At 71.6% G+C, this 26,610-nt stretch carries 21 protein-coding genes; 14 read left to right on the top strand and 7 right to left on the bottom strand.

What is annotated here, in order from left to right; genetic code table 11:
* Nucleotides 1-427 precede the first annotated feature (427 nt).
* Nucleotides 428-1,672, bottom strand: coding sequence for an MFS transporter (locus tag ACW62_RS14895; protein ID WP_053204879.1), 1,245 nt, complete (start codon nt 1,670-1,672; stop codon nt 428-430).
* A gap of 862 nt (nt 1,673-2,534) precedes the next feature.
* Between ACW62_RS14895 and ACW62_RS14890 the strand changes: the two genes are divergently transcribed.
* From ACW62_RS14890 to hutI, 5 genes are all read left to right on the top strand, one after another.
* Complete coding sequence (locus tag ACW62_RS14890; protein WP_053204878.1) at nt 2,535-3,251, top strand: hypothetical protein; 717 nt, start codon at nt 2,535-2,537, stop codon at nt 3,249-3,251.
* Nucleotides 3,248-5,380, top strand: a complete 2,133-nt coding sequence (locus ACW62_RS14885; protein WP_053204877.1) for an Rv1355c family protein — start codon at nt 3,248-3,250, stop codon at nt 5,378-5,380. The genes ACW62_RS14890 and ACW62_RS14885 overlap by 4 nt, the downstream gene beginning before the upstream one ends.
* Entirely contained in the window at nt 5,377-7,611 is a 2,235-nt protein-coding gene (locus tag ACW62_RS14880; RefSeq protein WP_083459762.1) for a putative bifunctional diguanylate cyclase/phosphodiesterase, read from the top strand. Before ACW62_RS14885 ends, ACW62_RS14880 begins: the two co-directional genes overlap by 4 nt.
* Before the next feature lie 212 nt (nt 7,612-7,823).
* On the top strand, nt 7,824-8,321 hold the full coding sequence (locus ACW62_RS14875; protein WP_053204876.1) for a helix-turn-helix domain-containing protein: 498 nt from the start codon (nt 7,824-7,826) through the stop codon (nt 8,319-8,321).
* 21 nt (nt 8,322-8,342) lie between these two features.
* Nucleotides 8,343-9,530, top strand: a complete 1,188-nt coding sequence (hutI, locus tag ACW62_RS14870) for an imidazolonepropionase (RefSeq protein WP_053204875.1) — start codon at nt 8,343-8,345, stop codon at nt 9,528-9,530.
* Here the strand turns inward: hutI and ACW62_RS36195 are convergent.
* Nucleotides 9,513-10,490 (bottom strand): LysR family transcriptional regulator, encoded by a 978-nt coding sequence (locus tag ACW62_RS36195; RefSeq protein WP_053204874.1) that lies wholly within the window; start codon nt 10,488-10,490, stop codon nt 9,513-9,515. The two genes, hutI and ACW62_RS36195, sit on opposite strands and share 18 nt — an antisense overlap.
* A 91-nt stretch (nt 10,491-10,581) precedes the next feature.
* Here ACW62_RS36195 and ACW62_RS14860 point away from each other — a divergent pair, with 91 nt between their 5' ends.
* Nucleotides 10,582-11,811, top strand: a complete 1,230-nt coding sequence (locus ACW62_RS14860; protein WP_053204873.1) for an MFS transporter — start codon at nt 10,582-10,584, stop codon at nt 11,809-11,811.
* Nucleotides 11,812-11,858: 47 nt separating this feature from the next.
* Entirely contained in the window at nt 11,859-12,365 is a 507-nt protein-coding gene (locus ACW62_RS14855; RefSeq protein ID WP_053204872.1) for a ferritin, read from the top strand.
* Between the two features lie 56 nt (nt 12,366-12,421).
* Here the strand turns inward: ACW62_RS14855 and ACW62_RS14850 are convergent, their stop codons facing one another.
* A complete protein-coding gene (locus ACW62_RS14850; protein ID WP_053204871.1) occupies nt 12,422-14,905 on the bottom strand; it encodes a M14 family zinc carboxypeptidase in 2,484 nt (827 codons plus the stop codon).
* Between the two features lie 513 nt (nt 14,906-15,418).
* Between ACW62_RS14850 and ACW62_RS14845 the strand changes: the two genes are divergently transcribed.
* Nucleotides 15,419-16,708: an SGNH/GDSL hydrolase family protein gene (locus ACW62_RS14845; RefSeq protein ID WP_157574758.1), complete on the top strand. Its 1,290-nt coding sequence runs from the start codon at nt 15,419-15,421 to the stop codon at nt 16,706-16,708.
* A 148-nt stretch (nt 16,709-16,856) separates the two neighbouring features.
* On the opposite strand, the gene ACW62_RS14840 is transcribed toward ACW62_RS14845, so the two are convergent.
* Complete coding sequence (locus ACW62_RS14840) at nt 16,857-18,044, bottom strand: heparan-alpha-glucosaminide N-acetyltransferase domain-containing protein (protein ID WP_053204869.1); 1,188 nt, start codon at nt 18,042-18,044, stop codon at nt 16,857-16,859.
* 4 nt (nt 18,045-18,048) lie between these two features.
* Nucleotides 18,049-18,177: a hypothetical protein gene (locus ACW62_RS36190; protein WP_276202953.1), complete on the bottom strand. Its 129-nt coding sequence runs from the start codon at nt 18,175-18,177 to the stop codon at nt 18,049-18,051.
* 150 nt (nt 18,178-18,327) lie between these two features.
* On the opposite strand from ACW62_RS36190, the gene dnaK reads away from it, so the two are divergent.
* Genes dnaK through ACW62_RS14820 form a run of 4 tightly spaced genes read left to right on the top strand, consistent with a single transcriptional unit; the run spans nt 18,328 to nt 22,481 of the window.
* Entirely contained in the window at nt 18,328-20,217 is a 1,890-nt protein-coding gene (dnaK, locus tag ACW62_RS14835; protein WP_053204868.1) for a molecular chaperone DnaK, read from the top strand.
* On the top strand, nt 20,214-20,882 hold the full coding sequence (grpE, locus tag ACW62_RS14830; protein ID WP_053204867.1) for a nucleotide exchange factor GrpE: 669 nt from the start codon (nt 20,214-20,216) through the stop codon (nt 20,880-20,882). The genes dnaK and grpE overlap by 4 nt, the downstream gene beginning before the upstream one ends.
* 31 nt (nt 20,883-20,913) lie before the next feature.
* Nucleotides 20,914-22,062 carry a molecular chaperone DnaJ gene (gene dnaJ / locus ACW62_RS14825; RefSeq protein WP_053204866.1) on the top strand — a complete coding sequence of 383 codons (1,149 nt, stop codon included), beginning with the start codon at nt 20,914-20,916 and terminating at the stop codon, nt 22,060-22,062.
* Nucleotides 22,059-22,481, top strand: a complete 423-nt coding sequence (locus ACW62_RS14820) for a heat shock protein transcriptional repressor HspR (protein WP_053204865.1) — start codon at nt 22,059-22,061, stop codon at nt 22,479-22,481. Before dnaJ ends, ACW62_RS14820 begins: the two co-directional genes overlap by 4 nt.
* Before the next feature lies 1 nt (nt 22,482).
* Here the strand turns inward: ACW62_RS14820 and ACW62_RS14815 are convergent, their stop codons facing one another.
* Nucleotides 22,483-22,893 carry a hypothetical protein gene (locus tag ACW62_RS14815; RefSeq protein WP_053204928.1) on the bottom strand — a complete coding sequence of 137 codons (411 nt, stop codon included), beginning with the start codon at nt 22,891-22,893 and terminating at the stop codon, nt 22,483-22,485.
* A 61-nt stretch (nt 22,894-22,954) separates the two neighbouring features.
* Here ACW62_RS14815 and ACW62_RS14810 point away from each other — a divergent pair, with 61 nt between their 5' ends.
* The gene (locus ACW62_RS14810) at nt 22,955-23,566 is read left to right on the top strand and encodes a TetR/AcrR family transcriptional regulator (RefSeq protein WP_053204864.1); all 612 of its coding nucleotides are present in this window, start codon (nt 22,955-22,957) and stop codon (nt 23,564-23,566) included.
* On the opposite strand, the gene ACW62_RS14805 is transcribed toward ACW62_RS14810, so the two are convergent.
* Nucleotides 23,549-23,911 carry a DUF4333 domain-containing protein gene (locus tag ACW62_RS14805; protein ID WP_169792059.1) on the bottom strand — a complete coding sequence of 121 codons (363 nt, stop codon included), beginning with the start codon at nt 23,909-23,911 and terminating at the stop codon, nt 23,549-23,551. The two genes, ACW62_RS14810 and ACW62_RS14805, sit on opposite strands and share 18 nt — an antisense overlap.
* 105 nt (nt 23,912-24,016) lie before the next feature.
* On the opposite strand from ACW62_RS14805, the gene clpB reads away from it, so the two are divergent.
* On the top strand, nt 24,017-26,602 hold the full coding sequence (clpB, locus tag ACW62_RS14800; RefSeq protein ID WP_053204862.1) for an ATP-dependent chaperone ClpB: 2,586 nt from the start codon (nt 24,017-24,019) through the stop codon (nt 26,600-26,602).
* The last annotated feature ends 8 nt before the right edge of the window (nt 26,603-26,610 follow it).

Genomic DNA, 26,610 nt, shown 5'->3' with positions numbered 1-26,610 from the left:
GTGACACGACCTGGAGCTGAACCAGACCAGACCAGCCCTGAACCGACGGATGTGTGGAGGAGGACCGACCGATGCGCGACACGACTTGGAGCTGAACCAGACCAGACCAGTCCCGAACCGGATCCCTGGACCGGCAGACGTGTGGAGGGAGGACGAACTGATGCGTGACACGACCTGGAGCTGAACCAGACCTGACCCCCGAACCAGCGAGCGTGTGGAGGAGGACCGACCCGATGCGTGACACGACCTGGAGCTGAACCAGACCTGACCCCCGAACCACATCTGACCCCCGAACCAGACCTGACCCCCGAACCAGACCTGACCCCCGAACCGGCGGACGTGTGGAGGAGGACCAACCGATGCGTGACACCACCTGGAACTGACACTGCCCTCATCTGACATCGACGGGGCATCCGGTGAGCCGTGGTCATCGGCTCGATCCCGGTGTGCGGTGGTGGGTGCTGGCGGGCCCGAGGCGGGACCACCGCACGGCAGCGGCGGTTGCCGCGAGCGTGCCCAGAACCGCCGCGACGGCGATTACCGTCGATGGTGGGACGAACTGGGCGAGGATTCCTGCTGCGATGATGGCGACGCCTTGTGCCGCCCGCAGCGCTGCGATGGCAAGGCCGACGGCCTGGCCGCGCAGGTGCGGCGGCGTCGCCTCGACGTAGGTGGCCTGCGTGATCATGTCGTGCGCCGAGAAGAGCCCGCTCAGCGTCCACAGCACCACCGAGGCGGCCAGGGCCGGCGCAAGCGGGGTCGGGATGAGGATCGCGCTGCTCGCGACGGCCAGCGGGCCCATCAGCACGAGTCTGGAGCCGACCCGCACCCGTCGCAGCAAGAGCATCCCCAGAAACGTGCCCACCGGATTGGCCGCGAGCAGCCAGCCGACCGCGGCTGAATCCGCGCCGAGTTCGGCCGCGTAGGGGACGGCGAGCCCTTCCGGCACGACGTAGAAGCCCGAACAGCAGGCGATGGCGAGCAGCGTGAGCAGCCGCGGGTCGCGCGCCACGCCACGCCAGCCGGCCCGGACGGTCGCCCACTGTCCGGGGTTCGCGGTTCGGGTGCCCCCGGGCGGAGCGGCGGGCTGATGTGGGCCGAGGCCGCGGGCGATCAACAGCGCCGACAGCACGAACGTCGCCGCGTTGACGAGCAGCGCCGTGTGCACGCCGAACTCCGCCACCAGCGCCGCCGCGGCGGCGAACCCGACGACGAGGCAGGCCTGGTAGGTCATCGAGATGATCCCCAGGCCCAGCATCAGCCGATCGCCGCGCAGGATGTCCGGCAGCGCCGCCTGGCGCGCGGCCGAGAACGGCGCCGCCAGCAACTGCACCAGCGCCAGCAGGCACACCTGCCCGGCCAGCGGGACGCCGGGAATCGCCATCGTCGCCACCAGCGCCGCCCGCCCGAGGTCGGCTGCCACCATGACGTCGCGCCGCGGGAACCGGTCGGCCAGTCCGGCCAGCGTCGCGCCGCCGACGAGGTCCGGGAGGTACGTCAGCGCGTAGGTGAGCGCGGCCAGCCCGGCCGACTCCGTCCGGTCGAACACGAGCAGCGTCAGCGCCACGCGGGCGAGTTGGTCGCCGATCACCGAGAACAGGTGCGCCAGCCACAGCCAGCGGAACTCCGCCACGGCGAGGACGTGGCGGTAGGAGGCCGGAGGGGTAGACATTTCCGGAGAAGTCTGACCGGTTCGATGACGACGGGCAAGGTGCCGATCATGATGCGGTGCGGCGGGTCCGCGCGGCCGTCGTGCCCGGTGGCGGAGGCCGCCACGGGTGACTCGTGCCTTGTGACGAAGTTCGGGTGTCAATTGAATGGGCGCCGGATGGGTGATCGGAATAGCGCCGCCGGATCGCTGGGAAAATCGCGCGTTTCGGTTCCGCGGAATCGCTGCACAGCGTTATCGTCCGGACCGGCGGCCGCGTCCGGCGTCTAGCGCCGTTCGGGGGCGGCAGGCCGCTGAGCTGCGGAGCAGTGACGTAGCGTGAGTTTTTGATCACTGAGCGTCACGCCTCGGCCCAAGATCGAACCGCTACTCTGCGTCACATTTTGTTACGCAAAGTAGTTGTTGCGAGATCTGTTTTCCCTGTCTATTCTTCTAATCATCCGCACCGGCAAATAGGTGCTCCAGTCCAATACGTTGGATTGGTCGCGAGGGATGGGGATGTCACGGAAGTGGCGCCTCGCGGCCGGGAAGCATCGCAGGTGCGATTCACGGCCTCGAGCCGTGACCTTGGACCGGTACGGCCCTCCGCCCTGCACAGGCCGTGCCGTGAAAAGGGGACGTGGTGCGCGCGTCCGGGGACGTTCGCACCACGTCCCAAACGGGGCGGCGGCAGGTTTCCGCGGGCTGGTCCTGCCGCCGCATAGGTGGAGACGCGACGGGTCTGTTGGGGGGCAGGCACCCGTCGCGTTCTCCATTCCGGCGTTACCCTCGCGCCGAGTCGGGCATTATGCATCTATAGCGTGAACGGCGCATACGGTACAGATTGAGCAGACCGGACGGAGCCGTGAAGCCAGGTGTGGATGCCATGACCAGCCCCCTCAAGCCTGCCGCGCCCACCACCCGCGAGCTGTACGGCTTCCGGGACGAGGCATCGGGCATGACGATGCGCTTCTATACGCCGAGCCGGCGGTTCGATCACTGGACCGCTTACGCCGACGGCGCCCGGGCCAGCTACCGGCGCTTTCACGTCGAGCAGGCGCTCGCGTTGCCCGTGGCCACGCAGGAGTCCAGCTCACCGGTGTTCGCCATCGTGTCCGACGACAGCGGGAAGGTCTGGGCCGGCTGTTACGTCAACGGCCCGCTGCGCTCCGTGCGCGACGCCTACGCGCCCCGCGAGTTCGTCAGCGAGCCGGTGTCGGCGTCGCTGGCCAGCGACTGGATCGAGGCCGCGCTACCGGACGGCGTCATCGAGCTCAAGGGTGTCTGGGTGGACGCCACCGCGGAGCACAAGTCCGCGTTGGCCGACCTCATGTCGAGGGCGTTCGTGCACGCCATGCGGCTGCTCGGGGTGCGCCACGCCTACTGCTCCGCGGCGGAGCACGCGGCGCCGCGCTGGTCCAACTCCGGCGCCGAGGAACTGCCCGGCGTCATCCCGGCCCGCTACCCGGACGATCGCTACCGCACGACGATGCTGACGTGGGACGCCGAGAAGGCGGTGGGGCGGGCCACCGACGAACAGCGGCGGCTGTTCGAGAACGAGTTCCGCACCGCGACGGGCACGGAGGTTCCGGGCACACGATGACCGATGCCGCGAACGGGGTCCGCTGGCGCCCCGAACTTGTGGACGACCCCGACCTGCTGTCCGGCCTGATGGCCGATCCGACGGTGCAGGTCGTCGAGACGATCGACCAGCAGCGGCGCGACCTCGCGCGGCTGCTCACCGCGCCCTCACCGGAGATTCTCGGCGAGCCGGCGCGGTGGTACCTCTACCCGTGGCGGCGCACCCTGGTGCACCTGCTCGGGCCGGAGGCGTTCCAGACGCTGCGCACCAACCGCAACCGCAACAAGGTCACCGCCGAGGAGCAGGAACGGCTGCGCCGGCTCTCCGTCGGCGTCGTCGGCCTCAGTGTCGGTCACGCGATTGCGCACACGCTGGCGCTGGAGCGCAGCTGCGGGCACATCCGGCTGGCCGACTTCGACGAGATCGAGCTGTCCAACCTCAACCGCATCCCGGGGACGATTTTCGACCTCGGCGTGAACAAGGCGGTCGTGGCGGCCCGCCGCATCGCGGAGCTGGACCCGTACATCGAGGTCAGCATCGAGCCGTCCGGCCTGACCCCGGAGTCGATCGACGACTTCCTGGACGGCCTCGACATCGTCGTCGAGGAGTGCGACTCGTTCGACCTGAAGCTGGCGCTGCGTGACGGCGCGAGGCGGCACGGCCTGCCGGTCATCATGGAGACCAGTGATCGTGGGCTGCTCGACGTCGAGCGGTACGACCTCGAGCCGAACCGGCCGCTGTTCCACGGGCTGCTCGGCGACGCACGCCCGGCCGACCTCGCGGGCCTGTCGACGCACGACCGGGTCCCGTACGTGCTGCGCGTGCTCGAGCCGGCCGAACTGTCGGCGCCGATGGCCGCCTCGATGGCGGAGGTCGACGAGAGCCTCAACACCTGGCCGCAGCTGGGCGGCGACATCACGCTGGGCGCCGCGACGGTGGCCGCCGCCGTTCGCAGGCTCGCCCTGGGCGCGCCGGTGCCGTCCGGACGGGTTCGGGTGGACCTCGACGCCATGCTGTCCAAGCTGGCCGAGCCGCCGTCGGCCCCTGACGCCAACTTCGGCGTCGACCTCGTCCTCGACCCCGAGCCGGTGCCGGCCGACCCGCGCGCCGCCGTCGTGCACGCCGCGCGGCTGGCACCGTCGGGCGGCAACACGCAGCCGTGGACCTTCACGATCGGCCCGGACGGGCTGGACATCGACCTCGACCCGACGCAGACGTCCACGCTCGACGTCGCGTTCCGCGGCAGCCACGTGGCCATCGGCGCGGCGCTGTTCAACGCGCGGGTCGCCGCCGCCCGGCACGGGCTGCTCGGCGATGTCGAGATCCGCGACGGCGGCGACCGCGTGGCCGGCCTGCGGTTCGGCACCGGCGCCGACCCGGAGCTGGCCGGCCTGTACGACGCCATGCTGCGGCGGGTCTCGAACCGGCACGTCAACGAGCCCACGCCGCTGCCTGACCGGACGGCGGAGGTGCTGCGCGCGGCCGCGGCGGCCGAGGGCGGCGACGTCCACCTCGTCACGGGGCGCGAGCAGTTGCACGAGCTGGCAGAGCTGCTGGGCGAGTCCGACCGGCTGCGCTACCTCACCGAGCACCTGCACCGGGAGATGATGCGCGAGCTGCGCTGGCCCGGCATCGACGCGCTCGACTGGGGCATCGACGTCCGCACCCTCGAACTGGACCGCTCCGATCTCGCCAAGCTGAGTGTCGCCCGCCGGGCCGACGTCATGGCCATCCTCGCCGAGCAGGACCTCGGCCGGTCCCTCGGCGACTCCACCCGCGACCGCATCGCCGCCGCCGCCGGGCTCGCCGTCGTCTCCGTCCCGGGGTCGTCGCCGGCCGACTACGTGCGCGGCGGCCAGGCCGTCGAGCGGGTCTGGATCGAGGCCGAGCGGCTGGGGCTGGCGGTGCATCCGATGTCGCCGGTGTTCATCTTCGGGGTCGAGGACGCCGACTTCGAGGAGCTGTCGCCGCGGTATGCCGACCGACTTCGCCGCCTACGCCGCGATTTCGCCGATATCGCCGGTCTTGGGCAGAGGTACGTCGCACTGGTGATGCGGATCGGATACGCTCCTAGCGTCAGCGTCCGGAGCCGCCGCCTGTCTGCCGACCGCACCGTCCGGGACGCCCTGGAGGCAGGGAGCAACCTATGAAGATGGATCCGGAGACGATCCAGCCGCTCCTCGAGGCGCTGACACGGGCCACCGATTCCATCTCGGCCGATGTCCTCGCCGTCAAGGGCGGCATGCCCTTGGTGTCCTGGGGAAGCGCCGCTTCGGCCGGCGTCAAGGGCCAGGACCTCACCGTCATGCGTGAAGGCCTGCGCGCCGTCACGGCCGAGGTCGCGGGCCAGTCCGGCACCGACCCGGTCGAGCACATCCTGCCGGCCGGCTACACCGTCCTCGCCGTCAAGGTGGCCTATCGCGACTTCGTCGGCTGCATCTGCCTCATGCGGCTCGACGGCGTTTCGTACACCCCGAGGGACCACGAGCTCCTGTCGGTGTCGGCGCAGTTGTGCATGGCGGTGATGGAGGCGGGTGACATCACCGATCAGCACGGCCGGCTCGACGCGCTCGTCGCCTACATCGCCGCGGAGCTGATGGGCGTCACCGTCCGGGACCTCGCCGAGACGCTGTACCGGGTCATCAGCGAGCTGGGCCGGTACTTCGACGCCGACACCTGCTTCCTCCGGCACAACGACCCTGAGCTGCAGGCCAGCGTGCTGGTCGACGAGTGGCCGCGGCGGATGGACGTGCCCGAGCCCGATCCGCTCGGCATCGTGCCGTGGGATGCCGAGGACCCGATCTTCGCGATGATCAAGGATCAGCGCGAGCCGTTCATCACCCGGCCGTCCGACGGGCGGTTCGAGTACCAGGAGCGGGTCCGCGCCGGGTCCGGCGTGCCCGAGGTCTCGCTGGCCATGGTGCCGCTCATCCACGACGACACCACCCGCGGCGTCCTCGGACTCATCCACTTCGGCGACCGCATCTGGACCCGGCCCGAGGTGCGGGCGCTGCGCGCCATCGCCTCGCTGCTGGTGCAGCTCGACGCCCGGGTCGCGGCCGAGGAGAGCCTGCACCACCACGCGTACCACGACGAGCTGACCGGGCTGTGGAACCGCCGGGCGTTCGTCGAAGATCTCAACGAGGTGCTGGCGGCCGATCCCAGGGCGCCGCTGGCCGTGCTCTTCGCCGACATGGACCGGCTGAAGACGGTCAACGACGTGCTCGGCCACACCGTCGGCGACCAGTTCATCCAGGCCGTGGCGGAACGGCTGCGCGACTCCGTCCGGCCGAACGACGTGGTCGCGCGGCTGGCCGGCGATGAGTTCGTCATCGTGCTGCACGAGATCGCGTCGACGTCCGCCGCCGAGCGGGCCGCCCGGCGCATCCTCGACCGCGTCGCCGAGCCGCTCGAGGTGGGTGGCCACGCCATCAGCCGCAGCGCCAGCATCGGCGTCGTGCTCAACGGGGACATGCCCAGCACGGTCGACGAGCTGCTCGGCAACGCGGACGTCGCGCTGCTCGAGGCCAAAGAGCGTGGTGGAGACTCCGTGGTGGTGTTCAACGACGACCTACGATCCAAGCTCCTCGTCCGCGCCGATCTCGAGCTGCGGCTGCGCTCCGCCATCAGTCACAACGAGATGCGGCTGTACTTCCAGCCCGAGTTCGACCTCCGCGACGGCCGCATGACCGGTGTCGAGGCGCTGGTGCGCTGGCAGCACCCGGAGCGCGGGCTGCTCGCGGCCGACGCCTTCATCTCCGTCGTCGAAGAGATCAACCTCTCCGCCGAGCTGGGCCGCTGGGTGCTCGAGGAGGCCTGCCGGCAGCTCGCCACGTGGAAGCGCACATCGCCGGTGCCGCCGCCGCTGGTCCGGGTGAACATCTCCGCCGGCGAGCTGATCAGCGCCGACTTCGTCGGCTTCGTCGCCACACTGCTGAGCCGGTACGGGCTGGCGCCGGCCGAACTGGGCATCGAGATCACCGAGAGCACGGTGATGCGCGAGATCGACGACGTCCAGACCACCCTCAACGGGCTGCGCGGGCTGGGCGTCACGCTCGCCATCGATGACTTCGGCACCGGGTACAGCTCGCTGGCCCAGCTGAAACAGCTCCCGGTCGACATCCTGAAGATCGACCGGAGCTTCGTCTCGGCGCTGGCCGAGAGCAGTGGTGATCGCGCCATCGTCGCCGCGATCGTCCGGCTCGCCGAGGCGTTCAACCTGACCACGGTGGCCGAGGGCGTCGAGGATCCAGCGGCGGTCACGACGCTGCTCGACCTCGGTTGTTACCGCGCGCAGGGGTTCTTCATGTCCAAGCCGCTGCCTGCCCAGGTGGTGCTGGAGCAGGCCCGGAATCCAGGAGTCCCGCTTCGCCTGGTGTGACGTGGAACACGTGCCGTTGGCGTGTCCTTGCCAGACCTCCTAGCATGCCAGCTGAACAAAGTCTCGGACGGCCGGTGATCAATCGGCCACGATTGCCCGGTATTCTCTGATCTGTCCTGGGCGTTGTCCGGGACCCTGCCAGGGGGGCGGCGCGGGCGTGCTGGTGCGGGCGGATCAGTACGGAGGACGAGGCACCTTTGGGGAGCTCGACGATGAACGACGGCAGTCCAGGCTCGACGGAGGAGGACTTCGCGAAGGTCGTGGGCGCACGGTTGCGCGCGTTGCGCAAGCGCCGGCGGCTCTCGCTCCAGGCCGTCGAGGAGAAGTCCGGTGGCCGGCTGCGCGCTGTCGTGGTCGGCTCCTACGAACGCGGTGACCGCGTGGCGTCGATTCGGCGCATCGCTGAGCTCGCCGAGTTCTACGGCGTCCCGGTCGACACTCTGGTGTCCGACGGCGCGAAGTCCCGTATCCCGTCACAGGAGGGCAAGCTGGTCCTCGATCTCGACGCGCTGCGCAACGCACCGCCCGAGGCCGAGCGGCTGGCCACCTTCGTGGCGTCCATCCAGCGGCAGCGCAACGACTTCGGCAGCCCGGTGCTGACCATCCGGTCCGAGGACATCTCGCTGGCCGCACTGCTCTACGAGATCCCGCCGGCCGAACTACGCGAGAAGCTCGTCGCGTGGGGCGTCCTGGCCGCCAGTTCCGCCTGAGCCGCAGGCTAGGCTCACGTCGTGGCGACGACTCTCCTCGACGGCATCGGGCTGCTGGTCACGAACGACCCCGCGTACGGTGACGGTTCGCCGCTCGGCGAGATCTCCGGCGCCGCCCTGATCGCCGACTCCGGTGGTCAGGTCCTCTGGGTGGGCCCGGCCCCCGCCGCACCCAGCGCCGACGCCCGCATCGATCTCGACGGCCGCTGTGTCGTGCCCGGCTTCGTCGACAGCCACGCCCACCTCGTGTTCGCCGGCGACCGCTCGGCCGAGTTCGCCGCGCGCATGACCGGCGAGCCCTACGCCGCCGGCGGCATCCGCACGACCGTCGCCGCCACGCGGGCCGCTCCCGACGAACTGCTCGCCCTCAACCTCGCCCGCCTGGTGCTGGAGATGCGCCGGCAGGGCAGCACCACCGTCGAGATCAAGAGTGGCTACGGCCTGACGGTGGCCGACGAGGCCCGCGCCCTGGCGCTGGCGGCGGAGCACACCGACGAGACCACCTACCTCGGCGCGCACGTCGTCCCCGCTGAGTACGCGTCCGACCCCGCGGCCTACGTCGACCTCGTCACCGGCCCCATGCTCGACGCCTGCGCGCCGCACGCCCGCTGGATCGACGTGTTCTGCGAGACCGGCGCGTTCGACGCCGACGCCGCCCGCACGGTGCTGACGGCCGGCCTCAGCCGCGGGCTGGGCGCGCGGATGCACGCCAACCAGCTCGGCCACGGCCCGGGCGTCCAGCTGGCCTGCGAGCTGGGCGCCGCCAGCGCCGACCACTGCACCTTCCTCGACGACGCCGACGTCGCCGCGCTGGCCGGCTCGGACACCGTCGCCACGCTGCTGCCGGGGGTGGAGTTCTCCACCCGCTCGCCGTACCCCGACGCCCGCCGGCTGCTGGCCGCCGGCGCCACCGTCGCGCTGGCCACCGACTGCAACCCCGGCTCCTGCTTCACGTCGTCGATGCCGTTCTGCATCGCGCTGGCGGTCCGCGAGATGCGCATGACCCCGGCCGAAGCGCTCTGGTCGGCGACGGCCGGCGGCGCGGCGGCCCTGCGCCGCACCGACGTCGGACGGCTGTCGCCCGGCGCCCGCGCCGACCTCGCGGTGCTCGACGTGCCCTCGTACATCCACCTCGCCTACCGGCCGGGCGTGCCGCTGATCGCCGACACCTGGGTCGGCGGCCGGCCGGGGCTAGCCGCCGGGCAGTAGCGCGCGGTCGGCGGCGGGTAGCCAGGCGCCGGCCGGCGGGTCGAGCCAGCCCTCGGCCGGGATCAGCCGGTCCAGGGCCCGGTGCAGGGCGTCGAGGCCGGGATGACGGAGCGCGGCCCGGTGCGCCATCGTCCACGGGTACAGCGGCACCGGGTCCGTCAGCGGCCGCACGACGGTGCCCGGAATCGGCGCCGCGTCGGTCTTGGTGAGCACCGGCCAGCCGGTGGCGCGCAGGTGGTGCGTGGTCTCCTCCGGCGGGGCGGCGGCGACGGCGGCCATGCCGGGATGGTGGTCCGGCGCGACGGTGCCGCCGTGCGCGCGCACCAGCTCGGCGCCGAGTTCGACCCACTCCGGCGCCTCGGGGTTGCCGCCGCTGGTGTCGACGGTGCGGCCGCGCAGGGTGGCCAGCGGAACGGTGTCGTGGCGCGCGAGCGGGTCGTCGTCGAGCACCATCAGGCCCAGTGGTTCCAATCGCAGCAATCGACGAGTGAGTTCTGGGGGGAGCGCGACCCGCACCCCGCTGAGCCGGCCGAACACGACGTCGACGCGGTGCGCCAGCAGGCCGCGGACGGCGGCGTCGCAGCCGCCGTGGAAGCGCGCCTCCAGCTCCGTCCCCGCGGCCAGCGGCCGCGCCGTCTCGAGCACCCGCAGCGCCGTCGAGCGGTCGTGCATGACGTCGACCAGCAGCGGCCGGGTGGTGTCGCGCAGCTCCGCGAGCATCGCGTCGTGCTGGGCCAGTAGCTCGGCGGCGCGGGCCAGCAGCCGCTCGCCCGGCGGCGTCAGCGTCACCTTGCGGGTGGTGCGGTCGAACAGCCGGACGCCGAGGTCGCGTTCGAGCCGGGCGATGTCGCGGCTGAGCGCCTGCTGAGCGACGAACAGCCGGGCCGCGGCCCGGCCGAAGTGCAGCTCCTGGGCCACGGCGACGAAATGCCGCAGCAGCCGGGTGTCGACGTCGGGCACTCGCCTACCGTACCGATTGACAACCTGGGGCGGTCAATGCCGCTCGAACAGGTGTTGGACGCTCACGGGCGACGGCGCCGATCGTGGGGACATGACGATCTCCCTCAGCACGATGCCCGTCATCCGCACCCGGCTGGCGCTGCTGGCCACCGCGACCGCCGTCGGCAGCGTCGGCCTGGCCGCCGGCGGTCTCGCCGGACCGCTGCTGGCCGTCGAGCTGACCGGCGACCCCGCGACGGCTGGACTGCCGGTCGGGGTGCACGTGGCCGGCTCCGCCGCCGGCGCCGTCCTGATCTCGCGGGGCAGCGCCCGCGTCGGCCGGCCCGCCGGGCTCGCCCTGGGCTACGTCGCGGGCGCGATCGGTGCGCTGATCGTCGTGGCGGCGGCCGTCGGTGGCAGCCTCGGACTGCTGCTGGCCGGCAGCGCGGTCTTCGGCGTCGGCAACGCGTCGGTCTTCCTGGCCCGCTACGCCGCGGCCGACGCCGCCGAGCCGGCCGCGCGGGGCCGGGCGCTGGGCCTGGTGCTGTTCGCGGTCGCGGCCGGCGCGGTCGCCGGGCCGAACCTGCTGGCGTCCAGCGGGTGGGTCGCGTCGGCCGTCGGGCTGCCGCCGCTCACCGGGCTGTACCTGATCGCCGTCGTCGCCTTCGTCGCGGCCGCGGCCCTCCTCTCCACCCAGAAGTCGATCTTGGAGAAAGTGGGCCATCTATCGGACAAATCGTCCGGCGATGGGCCCGTTTCTCCAAGATCAACGGGGACGAGGGTGGCGTGGCGCGCGGTCGCGCTGCTGGCCGGCACGAACCTGGTGATGGTCGGGGTCATGGCGGTGGCGCCGGTGCACCTCGTCGCGCACGGCCACGGGCCCGCGGTCATCGGCGGCATCGTCAGCGTGCACGCGCTGTGCATGTTCGTCCCGTCGATCGTCTCGGGTTCGTTGCTGGACCGCGTCGGCCCGGCGGCCGTGACGGTGGCCGCCGCCGTGCTGCTGGTCGCGTCCGGCGTGGTGGGTGCCGCCGGCGCGGACGACGGGGTCGCGCTGGTGGTCTCGCTGGCCCTGCTCGGCCTCGGCTGGAACGCCGGCGTGCTGGCCGGCAGCGCGTTGCTGACGGCGGGCGCGTCGCCGGCGGACCGGCCGCGAGCCGAGGGCGTCGGCGAGGTGGCGATGGGCCTGGCCGCGGGCGGCGGTGCGCCGGTCGCCGGGCTGGTCGTGGCGTCCGGCGGCTTCTCGGCCCTGGTGGCCGGGGCGGCGATCATGGCGCTGGTCGTGGCCGTCCCGGTGGCCGTCTCGCTCGCGGACAGGTTCGGCGAACCTTCGCAAGGGTAGGCAGGACTTCGTGGAAAAGTGCTCTGAGCTGCGTTAACGTCGTGCACATGAAGCTCAACGACACGCTTGCCAAGGCCTTCTCCGAGCAGATCACGCTGGAGCTCGAGTCGTCCATCGCGTACCTGCAGCTGGCCATCGCGCTCGAGGACGCCAACCTGCCGGGCATGGCATCGTGGATGCGCATCCAGTCCGACGAAGAGCGCGTGCACGCGGCCAAGTTCATCCAGCACGTCACCGACCGCGGCAACCGTCCGCAGATCGGCGAGATCGCGGCGCCGAAGGACCCCGGCGCGGCGGTGGTGACGGCGTTCGAGGCGTCACTGGCGCACGAGCAGCGGGTGTCCGAGTCCATCCGGTCGCTGTACCGCCTGGCCGTCGCCGAGGGCGACATCGACAGCCTGCCGCTGCTCAGCTGGTTCGTCGAGGAGCAGATCGAGGAAGAGTCGACCGTCTCCGAGATCCTCGGCCGGCTGCACCTCATCGGCGACGACGGCTCCGGCCTGCTGCGTCTCGACGCCGAGCTCGGCGCCCGCGCCCCCGGCGCCGACGAGTAGCCATGTGAACCGCCCCCGTGGTCCGGAACACCGGACCGCGGGGGCGGGACGAGAACCTAGCGGCCGGTCACCCGGGCCGCCAGCTCGGCCGCCGGCACCGTGCTGCCGGGGCCGTTGTAGAGCGCGTTGGACACGATCGTCCAGGTCGCCCGCGGCCAGCTGCGGAAGGTGATGTCCGCGCTCGCCACGGTCGCCTCACCGGCGCCGACCGGCACCGTGACGACGTTCGCCAGCCCGGCCAGTGCCGCCTGGCCGTGGGCGTACCCGCTGGCCAGCAGCTCGCCGGAGGCCGGGTACGTGGAGCCGACGGTCGCGCCGGCGCCGGCCGCCACCCGGTACGCCGGGCTGTTGTTGTACCAGACCGGCCAGTTCGCCGGCATGCCCCAGGTGGCCGGGGCGGCCGGGTCGAACTGTGCGTTGAGCAGCGTGCCCGGAGCGCTGAACGCGGCCCGGTCGGTGGGCGTCGCGTTGGTGATCGGCAGCGCCAGCAGGTCGCGCGCCGTCTCCGCCGCCGACCCGACGGCGACCAGGTTGCCGCCGTCGCGCACCCACGTCGCCAGTGCCTGCCAGCCGGCCTCGCCGACGCCGCGGGCCCAGTGGAACTCCTCCGGGACCAGCGCCGGGTTGACCCCGGTGACGATGCGGGCCTTGGTGACGCCCGGCGCGACGAGGATGGTGTCGAACTGCGCCAGGTCGGCGTAGTCGTCGGCCTCGACCACCTCGTAGTTCAGCCCGTACGTGTCGGCCAGCCACATCAGCCAGCCACCGGGCATGTTGTTCGCGCCGCGGATCAGCCCGATCTTCGTGTCCGGCTTCAGCTGCAGCGCGTCGACCCTGGGCACCTGGGGAGCCGTCGTCACCGGCAGCGCGGTGAGCTGCGACACCTCGGTCAGCGTGGCGCGCGCGGCCGCCGTCGCGGGGACGATCAGCGTGCCGGGCTCGTACGTCGTGGCGCCGGCCGTGAAGCCCGCCGCCGCCCGGAACACCGGGACGTCGTCCTCCTGCAGCCGGGCGATCGCGTGCGTCAGCCCGTACGTCGTGGGCCGCACCAGGTAGGCGCCGTTGGCCGGCGCGTTCGGCACCGCCGGCGCCGTGATGTCGGCGGCGGTGATCCGCTCGGTGCGGGCCACTCGCGCGCCGTCCACCGGCTGCACCGTCAGGCCGAGCAGCATGCCGAGATGGTCGGTGGTCTCGCTGTACGGCATGATCAGCGGGCAGTTGGCGCACTTGCGCGCCTGGTCCGGGTACTGGTCCACCTCCAGCACCTGGTCGACCCAGCTGCCCATCGGCTGCCGGCTCTGCACCAGCAGCGTGCCGGCCGGGTACGTCTGCCGGCCCACCCGCACCGTCGACAGCGCGCGGTCGACCTCGACGCCGGCGATGTCGAAGATCTCGACCAGCTGCTTGACGGCGAACGGGTCGCGCTGGCCGGCCGGCACGAGGTACGTCTCCGGGCCGCCGTCGGGCTCCATATTCTTCCGGTTGACCTGGTACAGGTTGTTGAACAGCCAGTCGTCGGCGTCCTTGGCCACGCTGTCCAGGGCGGTGTACATCGACAGCTTCGCGTACTCGACGATCTGCTCCAGCGTCCACGTCTTCTCGGTGTACGGGTCGAACGTGCGCATGGTGCGGTCGCGGGCGCCGGGCGGGGTGCCGTCGGGGTTCGAGAACGGCAGCGCGAGGTCGCGCACCGAGGCGATCTCGTGCAGGAACAGCGACGCGCCGCGGTGCGGGCCGGTGCCGAACACGTCGGCGTTCCAGAAGATGCCGTACGCATCGTCGGTGCTGACGCCGGGCAGGCCGGCCTCGGCGGCGGCGTTGGCGATCTCGGCGCCCAGCGCGTTCGACGCGGAGATCGGGATCGAGTCGATGTTCGGGCCGAGCGGCTCGTCGAACGGCGGCACCCACATGCGCGGGCTGTTGCTGCCCGCCTGGTGCATGAAGTGCAGGACCACCGGCCGGTACTGCTGCTCCAGCCGGGTGCGGATGCGCGACTCCTCCTGCGTGAAGAAGATCCAGTCGCGGTTGTTATCGTGCCCGACGTACTTGTGGTACAGGTCCGGGTACGTGCGCGCGTAGCTGGTCCCGGCGGTCTCGTTGAAATAGTCGACCAGCAGGTGCTGGCCGTCCGGGTTGGCCGACGGCACCACCAGGATCACCAGGTTGTCGAGGATGTCCTGGACGAACTCCGACCGCTCGGTCGACAGCCGGTGGATCACGTCGACCAGCGCCGGCAGGTTGCCCACCTCGGTGGAGTGCAGCGTCGCTTCCAGGTAGTAGACCGGGACGCTCTGCTCGGCCAGCGTGCGGGCCTCGCTCTCGGTGAGGTCCGCGCGCGGGTCGGCCAGCCGTTCGTTCGCCGCCAGGATCTCGTCGATCCGGGCCAGGTTCGCTGCCGAGCTCACCCGCAGGATCGGGTATTCGTTGCCCATCGTGGTGGTGTCGGCGACTTCGTACTCGACGCTGTCCGATTCCTCGGCAATCAGCTCGAAGTAGTCCTTGATCTGCTCGAAAGGCGCCAGCTTTCCGCTGGTGCCCATGGCGAATCCGAAGAATTCCGTGGGGGTGGGAATGTCATCAGCAGCGGCGTCCGCGGTGCTCGCTCCTCGCTCGCCTGGCACGACGACCAGCACTGTTGCTGCGAGGGCGGCTGCGGCCACACCCGTCAGAGCGCGCTTCATTGACATCGTCGGGACCTCCGGTGGAATAGTGCCCGGCGACGCATCCTGTGCCCTGCGAATCGCCGGACAAACTGATGTGGGAGTGCACGTAACCTAGCGACAGGAATCCCGAGGGTCAATGCTCATGTTGCGGTCCAAGATTCTATTGACGCTGCAATAACGAACCGGTAAATTGGGCTGTTTGCCGCGCATTTACCGTTGGCTCGGCCGGCTGCCGGCCCGCGTCGCCGGCCGGGTCGGAAACCGCTTGCCGCACCGAAACGGCCGTTCGCCGCAGCGCGCTGGTGGCCGGCGCGGATGGCGACATACCGTCACGAGTGTCGCGCCCGGTCACCCCCTGCCGGGCGCGGCCGACACGACGAGGAGACGCCGATGCCGCTGCCCCGTTCGCTGCCGACCTCCCTTCGACGCTGGGCCGGACCACTGGCCGCAGCAGCCGCGGGCGCCGTGCTCATCGCCGGCGCCACCACCGCCGTCCCTTCCACCGATGCCCCGCCGGTCCAGGCCGCCCCGGCGGCCGCCTCCACCGGAGACTGGGTCGGCACCTGGGCCACCGCCGTCGCCCGTCCGCAGAACGGCCAGGCGCTGGCCGGGTTCACCGACACCACGCTGCGCCAGCGGATGCACGTCTCCGTCGGCGGCTCGCAGGTCCGGCTCCGGCTCACCAACGTGTACGGCACCCAACCGCTGGTCGTGGGCGCGGCGACGCTCGCGCTGCCGGGCGAGGGCCCGGGCGACGTCGACCCGGCGACGGTGAGCGCGGTGACGTTCTCCGGCGACGCCGACGTGACGATCCCGGCCGGCGCCGAGCTGGTCTCGGACCCCGTCGCGCTGCGGATCGCCGACGACAGCGACGTGCTGGTGAGCCTGTACGTGCCCGGCCCGACCGGTCCCGCGACGTATCACTCGGCGGCGCACTCGACCGGCTGGATCGCGACCGGCGACCACACCACGGCGCCGTCGGGATCGTCGTTCCCGCAGGCGACGACGTCGTTCTGGTTCCTGGACGGGCTGGACGTGCGCGGCGCGACGCCGGGCGCCGTCGTGTTCCTGGGCGACTCCATCACCGACGGCAGCGGCTCGACCCGCGACGCGAACCGCCGGTGGCCCGACTACCTGGCCGACCGCATGCTCCAGCAGCCGCGGCCGCTCCGGTTCGGCATCCTGAACGCCGGCATCGGCGGCAACCGCCTGCTGCTGCACGCCAACAGCCCCGGGCAGGGCGACAACGCGCTGGCCCGGTTCGACCGCGACGTGCTGACGCAGACCGGCGCCGGCACCGTGGTGGTGTTCGAGGGCGTCAACGACATCCAGCAGCCGAACTCGCAGTACGACCCGGAGCAGCTGATCGCGGCGTACGAGCAGATCATCCAGCGCGCCCACGACCAGGGCATGCGGGCGGTCGGCGCGACGATCGGGCCGTTCCAGGGCTGGGGCACGTGGACGCCGGAACGCGAGGCCGTGCGGGCGGCGGTGAACGAGTGGATCCGCGAGTCCGGCGCGTTCGACGCGGTCCTCGACTTCGACGCCGTCCTGCGCGACCCGGACGAGCCGCTGCGCCTGCGCGCCGACTACGACTCCGGCGACCACCTGCACCCGGGCGACGCCGGGTACGCGGCGATGGCCGCCGCCGTCGACCTGACGGAGCTAGGGGGTGGCTGACGGATCTTCGGCGGCGCGGGTCGACGCCCAGACGCCGACCAGCGGCGTTGTCGTCGTCAGTCGATGGCTCCGCATCGACCTCCTCCTCCGCCTTGCTGGACCGACGACTGGACGCCGCCCGCATCCACCAATATCCGTCAGCCACCCCCTATCGCCGCGGCGACGGTGACAGCACGGCCTCCCGCCCGGCCCGGCCCAGCCCCGCCGCGACCGCCTCCAGCGGGCCGCGTCCGATGAACGCGCGCCAGGGCATCGCGATGGCGAACATGATCGCGACGTGCGTCAGGTAGGTGGACAGGTCGTGGCCCTGGATCGGCCCGGACAGCAGCACCACGTGCAGGGTGTAGAGCGTGAACGTCATGCCGCCGATCGCCGCCAGCGGCCACACCAGGAGCCGGGCCCGCGGCGCGAGCAGCAGCATCAGCCCGAGCACGGCCGCGCTGGTGCCGATCGTGTGCAGCAGGTCGAACGGCGTCGCGGTGTGCGGGGCCGCGACGATCAGCCACCACCAGCTGGTCGCGGGTGTGGTGCCGTAGAAGGACGTGTGGTTGACCACGCCGGCGAAGTCGAACGGGCTGGCCGGGTGCCCGCCCAGCCCAGCGGCCACCAGGTGCTCCAGCCCGCCGTTGTCGAGCAGGACGGTCGACGTCACCCATGCGGCCACCGCGAGCGCGGCGCCACCGGCCAGCAGCGCCGTCGCGACCCGCGTCGACGACAGCGCCAGCCGGCCGATGCCCAGCCCGACCAGCACGTACGCCAGCCACGGGAACACCGGGTAGTAGCCGCTGACCAGCAGTTCGCGCAGCAGGTCGCCGGGCTGCTGGAGCGACTCGAACGTGGGGGTGTCGTACGACGCCGGCGGCCGGTCGATGCGCCACAGGTGGTTCAGCAGCGGCGCGCCGACGGCCCACAGCAGGCCGAGCGGCAGCAGGACCCGCGGCCCGAGCCCGAGGAACGGGATGGCCAGCAGGAACAGCACCCCGTAGTAGGCGAGGATGACGGCGACGCCGGACGGGAAGGCGCCGAGGCAGAGGCCGACAAGGAAGATGACGAGGGCGCGCAGCGCCACGCCGGCGCTCGCGGCGGCCAGCGGCCGGCCCCGCGGCGGCGTGCGCCCGCCGGTGGCCAGCGCCAGCCCGACACCGGCCAGCACCGCGAACAGTGCCGACGACCGTCCGCTCGCGATCAGCCGCGACGCGGTCAGGCCGCCGTCCTCGCCGACGCCCGGGAGGATGTGCACTGACATCATGCCCAGGAGGGCGATGCCGCGGGCGGCGTCGACGCCGAGCAGGCGGCTGCGGACGGCGACCGGCCGGGCGTCCTCCTGAACGGCCATGCGACTAGAAGATCAGGGCGGCGAGGAACGGCGCCACGCCTGCGACCAGGCAGAGGATCAGGACCGCGGCCACGACCTTCTTGCGCACGTCTGGGCGGCGGGGTGCGTCGTCGTCCTGGAACTCCGGGAACATGGCGGTCAGCGTACGCGCAGAAACTGAGGGAATCCTCAGAGCGGTTCGCTCGTTGTGCGGTATGTCAGAAGTTGAGCCAAGGTGGCTCAAGGTTGTAGGTTGAGCCATACTGACTCAACACTGCTGAGGAACACACTGGAGGTATCTGCCATGGCTCGAGCCGTCGGCATCGACCTGGGCACGACGAACTCCGTCGTCGCCGTCCTGGAGGGTGGCGAGGCCACCGTCATCGCCAACGCCGAGGGGTCCCGGACCACCCCGTCCGTGGTGGCCTTCGCCAAGAACGGCGAGGTCCTGGTCGGTGAGGTGGCCAAGCGCCAGGCCGTCACCAACGTCGATCGCACCATCCGCTCGGTCAAGCGCCACATGGGCACCGACTGGTCGCAGAAGATCGACGACAAGAATTTCACGCCGCAGCAGATCTCGGCGTTCGTCCTGCAGAAGCTGAAGCGCGACGCCGAGGCGTACCTGGGCGAGACCATCACCGACGCCGTCATCACCACGCCGGCGTACTTCAACGACTCCCAGCGTCAGGCGACGAAGGAGGCCGGCGAGATCGCGGGCCTCAACGTCCTGCGCATCGTCAACGAGCCGACCGCGGCCGCGCTGGCGTACGGCCTCGACAAGGGCGAGCACGACCAGACCATCCTGGTCTTCGACCTCGGCGGTGGCACCTTCGACGTGTCGCTGCTCGAGATCGGTGAGGGCGTCGTCGAGGTCAAGGCCACCAGCGGGGATAACCACCTCGGTGGCGACGACTGGGACCAGAAGGTCGTCGACTGGCTGGTCGCGCAGGTCAAGGCCGCGCACGGCATCGACCTCTCCAAGGACAAGATCGCCATGCAGCGCGTCCGCGAGGCCGCCGAGCGGGCGAAGATCGAGCTGTCGTCCAGCACCCAGACGTCCATCTCGCTGCCGTACATCGCGCAGGACGCCGAGAAGAACCCGGTGCACGTCGACGAGACGCTCTCCCGCGCGCAGTTCGAGCAGATGACTGCCGACCTGCTGGCCCGCACGAAGTCGCCGTTCCAGAACGTCGTCCGCGACGCCGGCATCTCCGTCGACCAGATCGACCACGTCGTGCTGGTCGGTGGCTCCACCCGCATGCCCGCCGTCGTCGACCTGGTGAAGGAGCTGACCGGCGGCAAGGAGCCGAACAAGGGCGTCAACCCGGACGAGGTCGTCGCCGTCGGCGCCAGCCTGCAGGCCGGTGTGCTCAAGGGTGAGGTCAAGGACGTCCTGCTGCTCGACGTCACCCCGCTGTCCCTCGGCATCGAGACCAAGGGCGGCGTCATGACGAAGCTGATCGAGCGCAACACCACCATCCCGACGAAGCGCTCGGAGATCTTCACTACCGCCGACGACAACCAGCCGACCGTGGGCATCCAGGTGTACCAGGGTGAGCGGGAGATCGCGGCGTACAACAAGAAGCTCGGCACGTTCGACCTCACCGGCCTGCCGCCGGCGCCGCGCGGCGTCCCGCAGATCGAGGTCACGTTCGACATCGACGCCAACGGCATCGTGCACGTGTCCGCGAAGGACCTCGGCACCGGCCGCGAGCAGTCGATGACGATCACCGGCGGCTCATCGCTGCCCAAGGACGACATCGAGCGGATGGTCCGCGAGGCCGAGCAGTACGCCGAGGAGGACCACAAGCGCCGCGAGGCCGCCGAGAACCGCAACCAGGCCGAGTCGCTGGTCTACCAGACGGAGAAGTTCCTCGCCGACAACACCGAGAAGGTCGGCACGCTCTCGCAGGAGGTCCGCGACGACGTCGACACCTCCCTCGCCGAGGCGAAGAAGTCGCTCGAGGGCAACGACGAGGCGGCCATCAAGTCGGCCACCGAGCGGCTGCAGACCGCCTTCCAGGCGCTCGGCGCGGCCATCTACGCCAACGCGCAGGCTCCGTCCGGCGACGGCGCTCAGGCCGGCCCGGCCGACGGCGACGGCGACGGCGCCGACGCGTCCGCCACCGGCGACAACGCCGAGGAGGATGTCGTCGAGGCCGAGATCGTCGACGACGAGAAGGACACCAAGTGACCGATGCGCAGCGACCCGCGGGGTCGGGGGACGACCCCGAAGAGCTGAAGCCCGTCATCCGCGACCGGCGCCGCATCGATCCCGAGACCGGCGAGCGGCGTGCCGACGATGCCGCCGGTCCGGACGCGGGGGCCTCGGCTCCCGCGTCCGACCCCGCGGCGGCGGTGGCCGGCGAAGAGCTGGCCGCCGCCAAGGCCGAGGCGGCCGAGCGGCTCGACGACCTGCGGCGGCTGCAGGCCGAGTACGTCAACTACCGCCGCCGGGTCGAGCGCGACCGAGAGGTCAACCGCGAGGCGGCCAAGGCCGAGGTGCTGGCCGAGCTGCTCGGAGTGCTCGACGACATCGGCCGGGCTCGCGAGCACGGCGACCTCAACGGCGGGTTCCGGTCGGTCGGCGAGGCGCTCGAGGCGGTCACGGCGAAGGCCGGCCTGGTCCGCTACGGCGAGCCGGGCGACGCCTTCGACCCGATGATCCACGAGGCGCTCATGCACGGCTACGCCGACGACGTCGAGGTGCCCACGGCCACGCAGATCCTGCAGCCCGGGTACCGCATCGGCGAGCGGGTCATCAGGCCCGCGCGAGTCGCGGTGGCCGAGCCGACCGAGGCGCTGCCGGCGACACCCGCCGAGGACGACGCGGTGGAGAACAAGGACGACCAGAGCTGACGTTCCGTCAACGGAGAGGAGGGGGGAGCCCGTGAGCACCAAGGACTGGATCGAGAAGGACTACTACAAGATCCTGGGCGTCGGGAAGGACGCCGACGCGGCCACGGTCAAGAAGGCCTATCGCACCCTTGCTCGCGAGCTCCACCCCGACCGCAACAAGGACGACAAGGCGGCGGAGGAACGCTTCAAGGACGTCTCCGAGGCGTACTCCGTGCTGTCCGATCCCGCCAAGCGCAAGCAGTACGACGAAGCGCGCACGCTGTTCGGCAGCGGCATCCGCACGCCGGCCGGCGGGGGTGGCGGGTCGTTCAACTTCGACCTCGGCGACCTGTTCTCGGGTAGCGGCAGCGGTGGCATCGGCGACGTGTTCGGCGGCATCTTCGGCCAGCGCAACCGGCCGCGGAGCACCGGCGCGCGCCGGGGCGCCGACGTCGAGCGCGAGGTCACCGTCACGTTCAGCGAGGCGGTCGAGGGCAAGACCATCCCGCTGAAGCTGACCAGTTCGTCGGCGTGTTCGGCCTGTGCCGGCACCGGCGCGCGGGCCGGCACCGTTCCGCGGGTCTGCCCCACGTGTTCGGGTACCGGCTTCACCAACACCGACTCCGGCGGGTTCGGCATGGCCGAGCCGTGCAAGGACTGCCGGGGCCGTGGCCTGGTGGTCGACGACCCGTGCCCGGTGTGCGCCGGCTCCGGCCGCGGCACCACGAGCAAGGTCATGCACGTGCGCATCCCGGCCGGCGTGGTCGACGGGCAGCGCATCCGGCTGCGCGGCAAGGGCGTGCCGGGCGAGCGCGGCGGCCCGGCGGGCGACCTCTACGTCATCATCCACGTCGGCACGCACCCGGTGTTCGGGCGCCGCGGCGAGCACCTCACCGTCACCGTCCCGGTCACGTTCCCCGAGGCGGCGCTGGGCGCCGACATCAAGGTGCCCACGCTGGGTGGCAGTGCGGTGACGCTCAAGCTGCCGCCGGGCACGCCCAACGGGCGCACCTTCCGGGTCCGCGGCCGCGGCGCGCCCCGCAAGGACGGCACCCGCGGCGACCTGCTGGTCACCGTCGAGGTGACGGTGCCTCCGTCGCTCCAGGGCGACGCGAAGCACGCGCTCGAGGAGTTCCAGACGGCCACCTCGGGCGACGACGTCCGGGCCGAGCTGATGGGCCTGGCAGCGAAGGAGGGATGACCATGGAGGCCGGAGGACGGTTCATCGTGGCGCTGTCCGGCGCCGCCCGGCTGGTCAGCGACGACGAGCCGTTGTACGTCATCTCCGTGGCGGCCGAGATGGCCGGCATGCACCCTCAGACGCTGCGCCAGTACGACCGCCTCGGGCTGGTGTCGCCTCGGCGCACCCCCGGCGGTGGCCGTCGCTACTCGCTGCGCGAGGTCGAGTTGCTGCGCGAGGTGCAGCGGCTGTCCCAGGAGGACGGCGTCAACCTCGTGGGCATCAAGCGCATCCTGGCGCTCGAGGCTGAGGTGCACACGCTGCGCCAGCAGCTCGAGCTGATCACCGGCGCGGCCGAAGAACCCGTCGACTACCTGCCGGTGCCGGCGTTCACGTCGGCGCTGGCGGTGTACCGCTCGCGCTTCGTCACCGGCGACTGACTCAGGCCGTCAGCAGGCCTACCCCGAGGGTCACCAGGCCGGCGGCCAGGATCACCGCGCCGATCCACACCAGCCAGATCAGCCGGTTCGGCGTCGTGCGGCCGGGGCCCAGCGACGAGAAGAAGAAGCCGGCCGGCATGACGATGGCCGCGATCGGCACCCCCGAGCGCGCCACCCACGCCGCGAACCCGTCGAGCGTCGTCGCGTCGGTGAGCATCGCGGTGATCAGCCCCAGCGTGACGAACATGCCCGCGTGGCCGTGACCGGCCCGGGCGAACGCGCGCTGGAAGTCGGTGGCCGGGACTTTGCCGCGGGCGATCCGGGTGAGGTACCAGCCGCCGGACTCGATGGTGACGGCGGCGAGCAGGAGTACCCCGGCGAGCCGGGTGGCCTCGGTACTGAGTTCGAGCATGATGTCCACGCCTCTCGTTTGCTAACGCTGTTATGAAACAGTGTTAGGCTACACTCGTCAAGTGGGCAGACCTCGGCTACACGACGACGCGGTGCGTGACCGCCTGCTCGAACGGGCCGCCGCCACGGTGTCCTCCGACGGTGTCGCGGCGCTAAACCTGCGCACGCTGGCCGCCGAGGCCGGCACGTCCACGGCAGCGGTGTACTCGCTGTTCGGCGGCAAGCCGGGACTACTGTCGGCGCTGTATGCGCAGGTGTTCGCCCGGTTCGCGCAGCGGCTGGCGGCGGTCGGGCAGAGCGACGATCCGGTCGCCGACCTCGTCCGGCTCGGCCACGCCTACCGCGAGAACGCGCTGGCCGACCCGCACGGCTATCGCATCATGTTCGGCGACGAGCTGCGCCCCGATGACGTCGGGCGGCGCGCGGCGCGGGCTGGTGCGCGGACGTTCGAGCCGCTGCTCGGCGCCGTCCGGCGGGCAGTCCGCGCGGGCGTGTTCCCGAAGCAACCGGTGGCGGAGTCGATCGCAACCGCGTTGTGGGCCAACGTGCACGGACTGGTCTCGATCGAACTGGGCGCGTTCATGCCCGCGCGCGCGGGCGACCCGGCGGCCGTCTTCGACGCGGCGGTGCGGGCGAACGTGGCCGGCTGGGCGGCGTCAGCCCGAGGTGGGTGACGGCGCCGGCTCGGTCGGCGACGGCGTGGGCGTCGGGGTCGCGGTGTCGTTGCGCACCTCGTACCGGACGTCGTTGCCGTCGACGTCGGTGGTCGTGACGGTGAGCCCGACCTCCTCGCCGGACACCGTCGCCGTGCAGCGCACCGAGGCGCCCACCTCGCCGGCGAGGTCGCCGTCGCAGCTGACGGCGTCGACCGGCTGGCCGGACTGCTCCTCCATCAACTGCTTCACCGCGCCCTCGAGGTCGGAGCGGGGCACCGAGCGGTCGCCCAGCGCGGAGCATCCGGCCAGGGCGGCGACGGTGAGAGCGGCGGCGGCCAGCGCGGCCGGGAGACGTCCAGGCATCATGGTCATTGTTCCAGTGCTCGGACTGGCCACACAGAGTTGAGTGGAATAGGCTCAACTCTGTCGCGGTTGTCTCTGGAAAGAGACCGACACCAGAGGAGATCGATGTCCGACCAGCTCACCACCAAGGCTCAGGAGGCGCTGTCCGTCGCCGTGCGCAGCGCCGCGACCGCAGGAAATCCGGCCGTCGAGCCGGTGCACGTGCTGCGTGCGCTGCTCATCCAGCCCGGTGGGCTGACCGGTCCGCTGCTCGAGGCCGCCGGCGCCGACCTCGCGGCCGTCCGTCGCGACGTCGATGTCGCGTTCGAAGGGCTGCCCAAGGCGGCCGGCTCGACCGTCGCGTCGCCGAACCTCGCCCGCAGCACGTACGCGGTCATGTCGCACGCCGGCGAGGTCGCCCGCGAGCTGGACGACCAGTACGTCTCCACCGAGCATCTGGTCGTGGGGCTGGCGCACGTGCAGTCGCCCGTGCGCGACCTGCTGGCCAAGCACGGCGTCACGGCCGAGAAGGTGCGCGCCGCGTTCACCGAGGTGCGCGGCACGGCCCGGGTCACCAGCCCCGACCCCGAGGGCAGCTACGACGCGCTGAACAAGTACGGCGTCGACCTCACCGAGCGGGCCCGCGAGGGCAAGATCGACCCCGTCATCGGGCGCGACTCCGAGATCCGCCGCGTCGTCCAGGTGCTGTCGCGGCGCACCAAGAACAACCCCGTCCTCATCGGCGAGCCCGGCGTCGGCAAGACGGCCGTCGTCGAGGGGCTGGCCCAGCGCATGGTCGACGGCGACGTGCCCGAGTCGCTGCGCGGCAAGCGGCTGGTCTCGCTCGACATGGGCGCCATGCTGGCCGGCGCGAAGTACCGCGGCGAGTTCGAGGAGCGTCTCAAGGCCGTCCTCGACGAGATCAAGGCCAGCGACGGTGAGGTCGTGACGTTCATCGACGAGTTGCACACCGTCGTGGGCGCGGGCGCCACCGGCGACTCCGCCATGGACGCCGGCAACATGCTCAAGCCGATGCTGGCCCGCGGCGAGCTGCGCATGGTCGGCGCCACCACGCTCGACGAGTACCGCGAGCGCATCGAGAAGGACGCCGCCCTCGAGCGCCGGTTCCAGCAGGTCTACGTCGGCGAGCCCAGCGTCGAGGACACCGTCGCGATCCTGCGCGGGCTGCGCGAGCGCTACGAGGCGCACCACAAGGTGCAGATCGCCGATGCCGCGCTGGTCGCCGCCGCCACGCTCTCGCACCGCTACATCACCGGCCGGCAGCTGCCCGACAAGGCCATCGACCTCGTCGACGAGGCCGCGTCGCGGCTGCGCATGGAGATCGACTCCTCGCCGGTCGAGATCGACACCCTGCGGCGCCAGGTCGACCGCCTCAAGATGGAGGAGCTGGCGCTCGACAAGGAGAGCGACGCCGCGTCGCGCGAGCGGCTCGCGTCGCTGCAGGCCGAGCTGGCCGACCGCGAGGAGGAGCTGCGCGCGCTCGAGGCTCGCTGGGAGCAGGAGAAGGCCGGGCTGAACCGCGTCGGCGCGCTGAAGGAGCAGATCGACGAGCTGCGCGGGCAGGCCGAGCGGTCGCAGCGTGAGGGCGACCTCGCCGGCGCCAGCGAGCTGCTGTACGGCCGCATCCCCGAGCTGGAGAAGGAGCTGGCCGCGGCCAGCGAGGCCGCGGAGTCGCAGGCCGCCGCCACCATGGTCAAGGAGGAGGTCGGCCCCGACGACGTCGCCGACGTCGTGGCGGCCTGGACTGGCATCCCGGCCGGCCGGCTGCTCGAGGGCGAGACCGAGAAGCTGCTGCGCATGGAGGACGAGCTGGGCAGCCGGGTCGTCGGACAGCGCACCGCGGTGACCGCCGTCTCCGATGCCGTCCGCCGGTCCCGCGCCGGCATCTCCGACCCCGACCGCCCCACCGGCTCGTTCGTCTTCCTCGGCCCGACGGGTGTCGGCAAGACCGAGCTGGCCAAGGCGCTCGCGGAGTTCCTCTTCGACGACGAGCGGGCCATGGTCCGCATCGACATGAGCGAGTACAGCGAGAAGCACAGCGTCGCGCGGCTGGTCGGCGCCCCGCCCGGCTACGTCGGCTACGAGGAGGGCGGCCAGCTCACCGAGGCGGTGCGCCGTCGCCCGTACTCCGTCGTGCTGCTCGACGAGGTCGAGAAGGCGCACCCCGAGGTCTTCGACATCCTGCTTCAGGTGCTCGACGACGGCCGGATGACCGACGGCCAGGGCCGCACGGTCGACTTCCGCAACGTCATCCTCATCCTCACGTCGAACCTCGGCTCGGTGTTCCTCGCCGACCCTGCGCTGGACGAGAAGGCCAAGCGCGACGCCGTCATGGAGGTCGTGCGGGCGTCGTTCAAGCCCGAGTTCCTCAACCGCATCGACGACATCGTCATGTTCGAGCCGCTCGGCACCGACGAGCTGGCCCGCATCGTCGACCTCCAGGTCGTGAAGTTGGCGCAGCGCCTGGCCGACCGCCGCCTGGCGCTGCAGGTCACCGACAGCGCGAAGGAGTGGCTGGCGCTCACCGGCTACGACCCGGTCTACGGCGCCCGGCCGCTGCGCCGGTTGGTGCAGACGGCCATCGGCGACCAGCTGGCGAAGGAGATCCTCTCCGGCCAGGTGCGCGACGGCGACACCGTCGTCGTCGACCTCGACGAGGGCGCCGACAAGCTCAGCGTCCGCCCGGCCTGACCCCGTCC

It is taken from the genome of Jiangella muralis, assembly GCF_001270745.1.
Lineage (GTDB): Bacteria > Actinomycetota > Actinomycetes > Jiangellales > Jiangellaceae > Jiangella > Jiangella muralis.
This window is presented reverse-complemented; position numbering and strand designations above follow the sequence as displayed.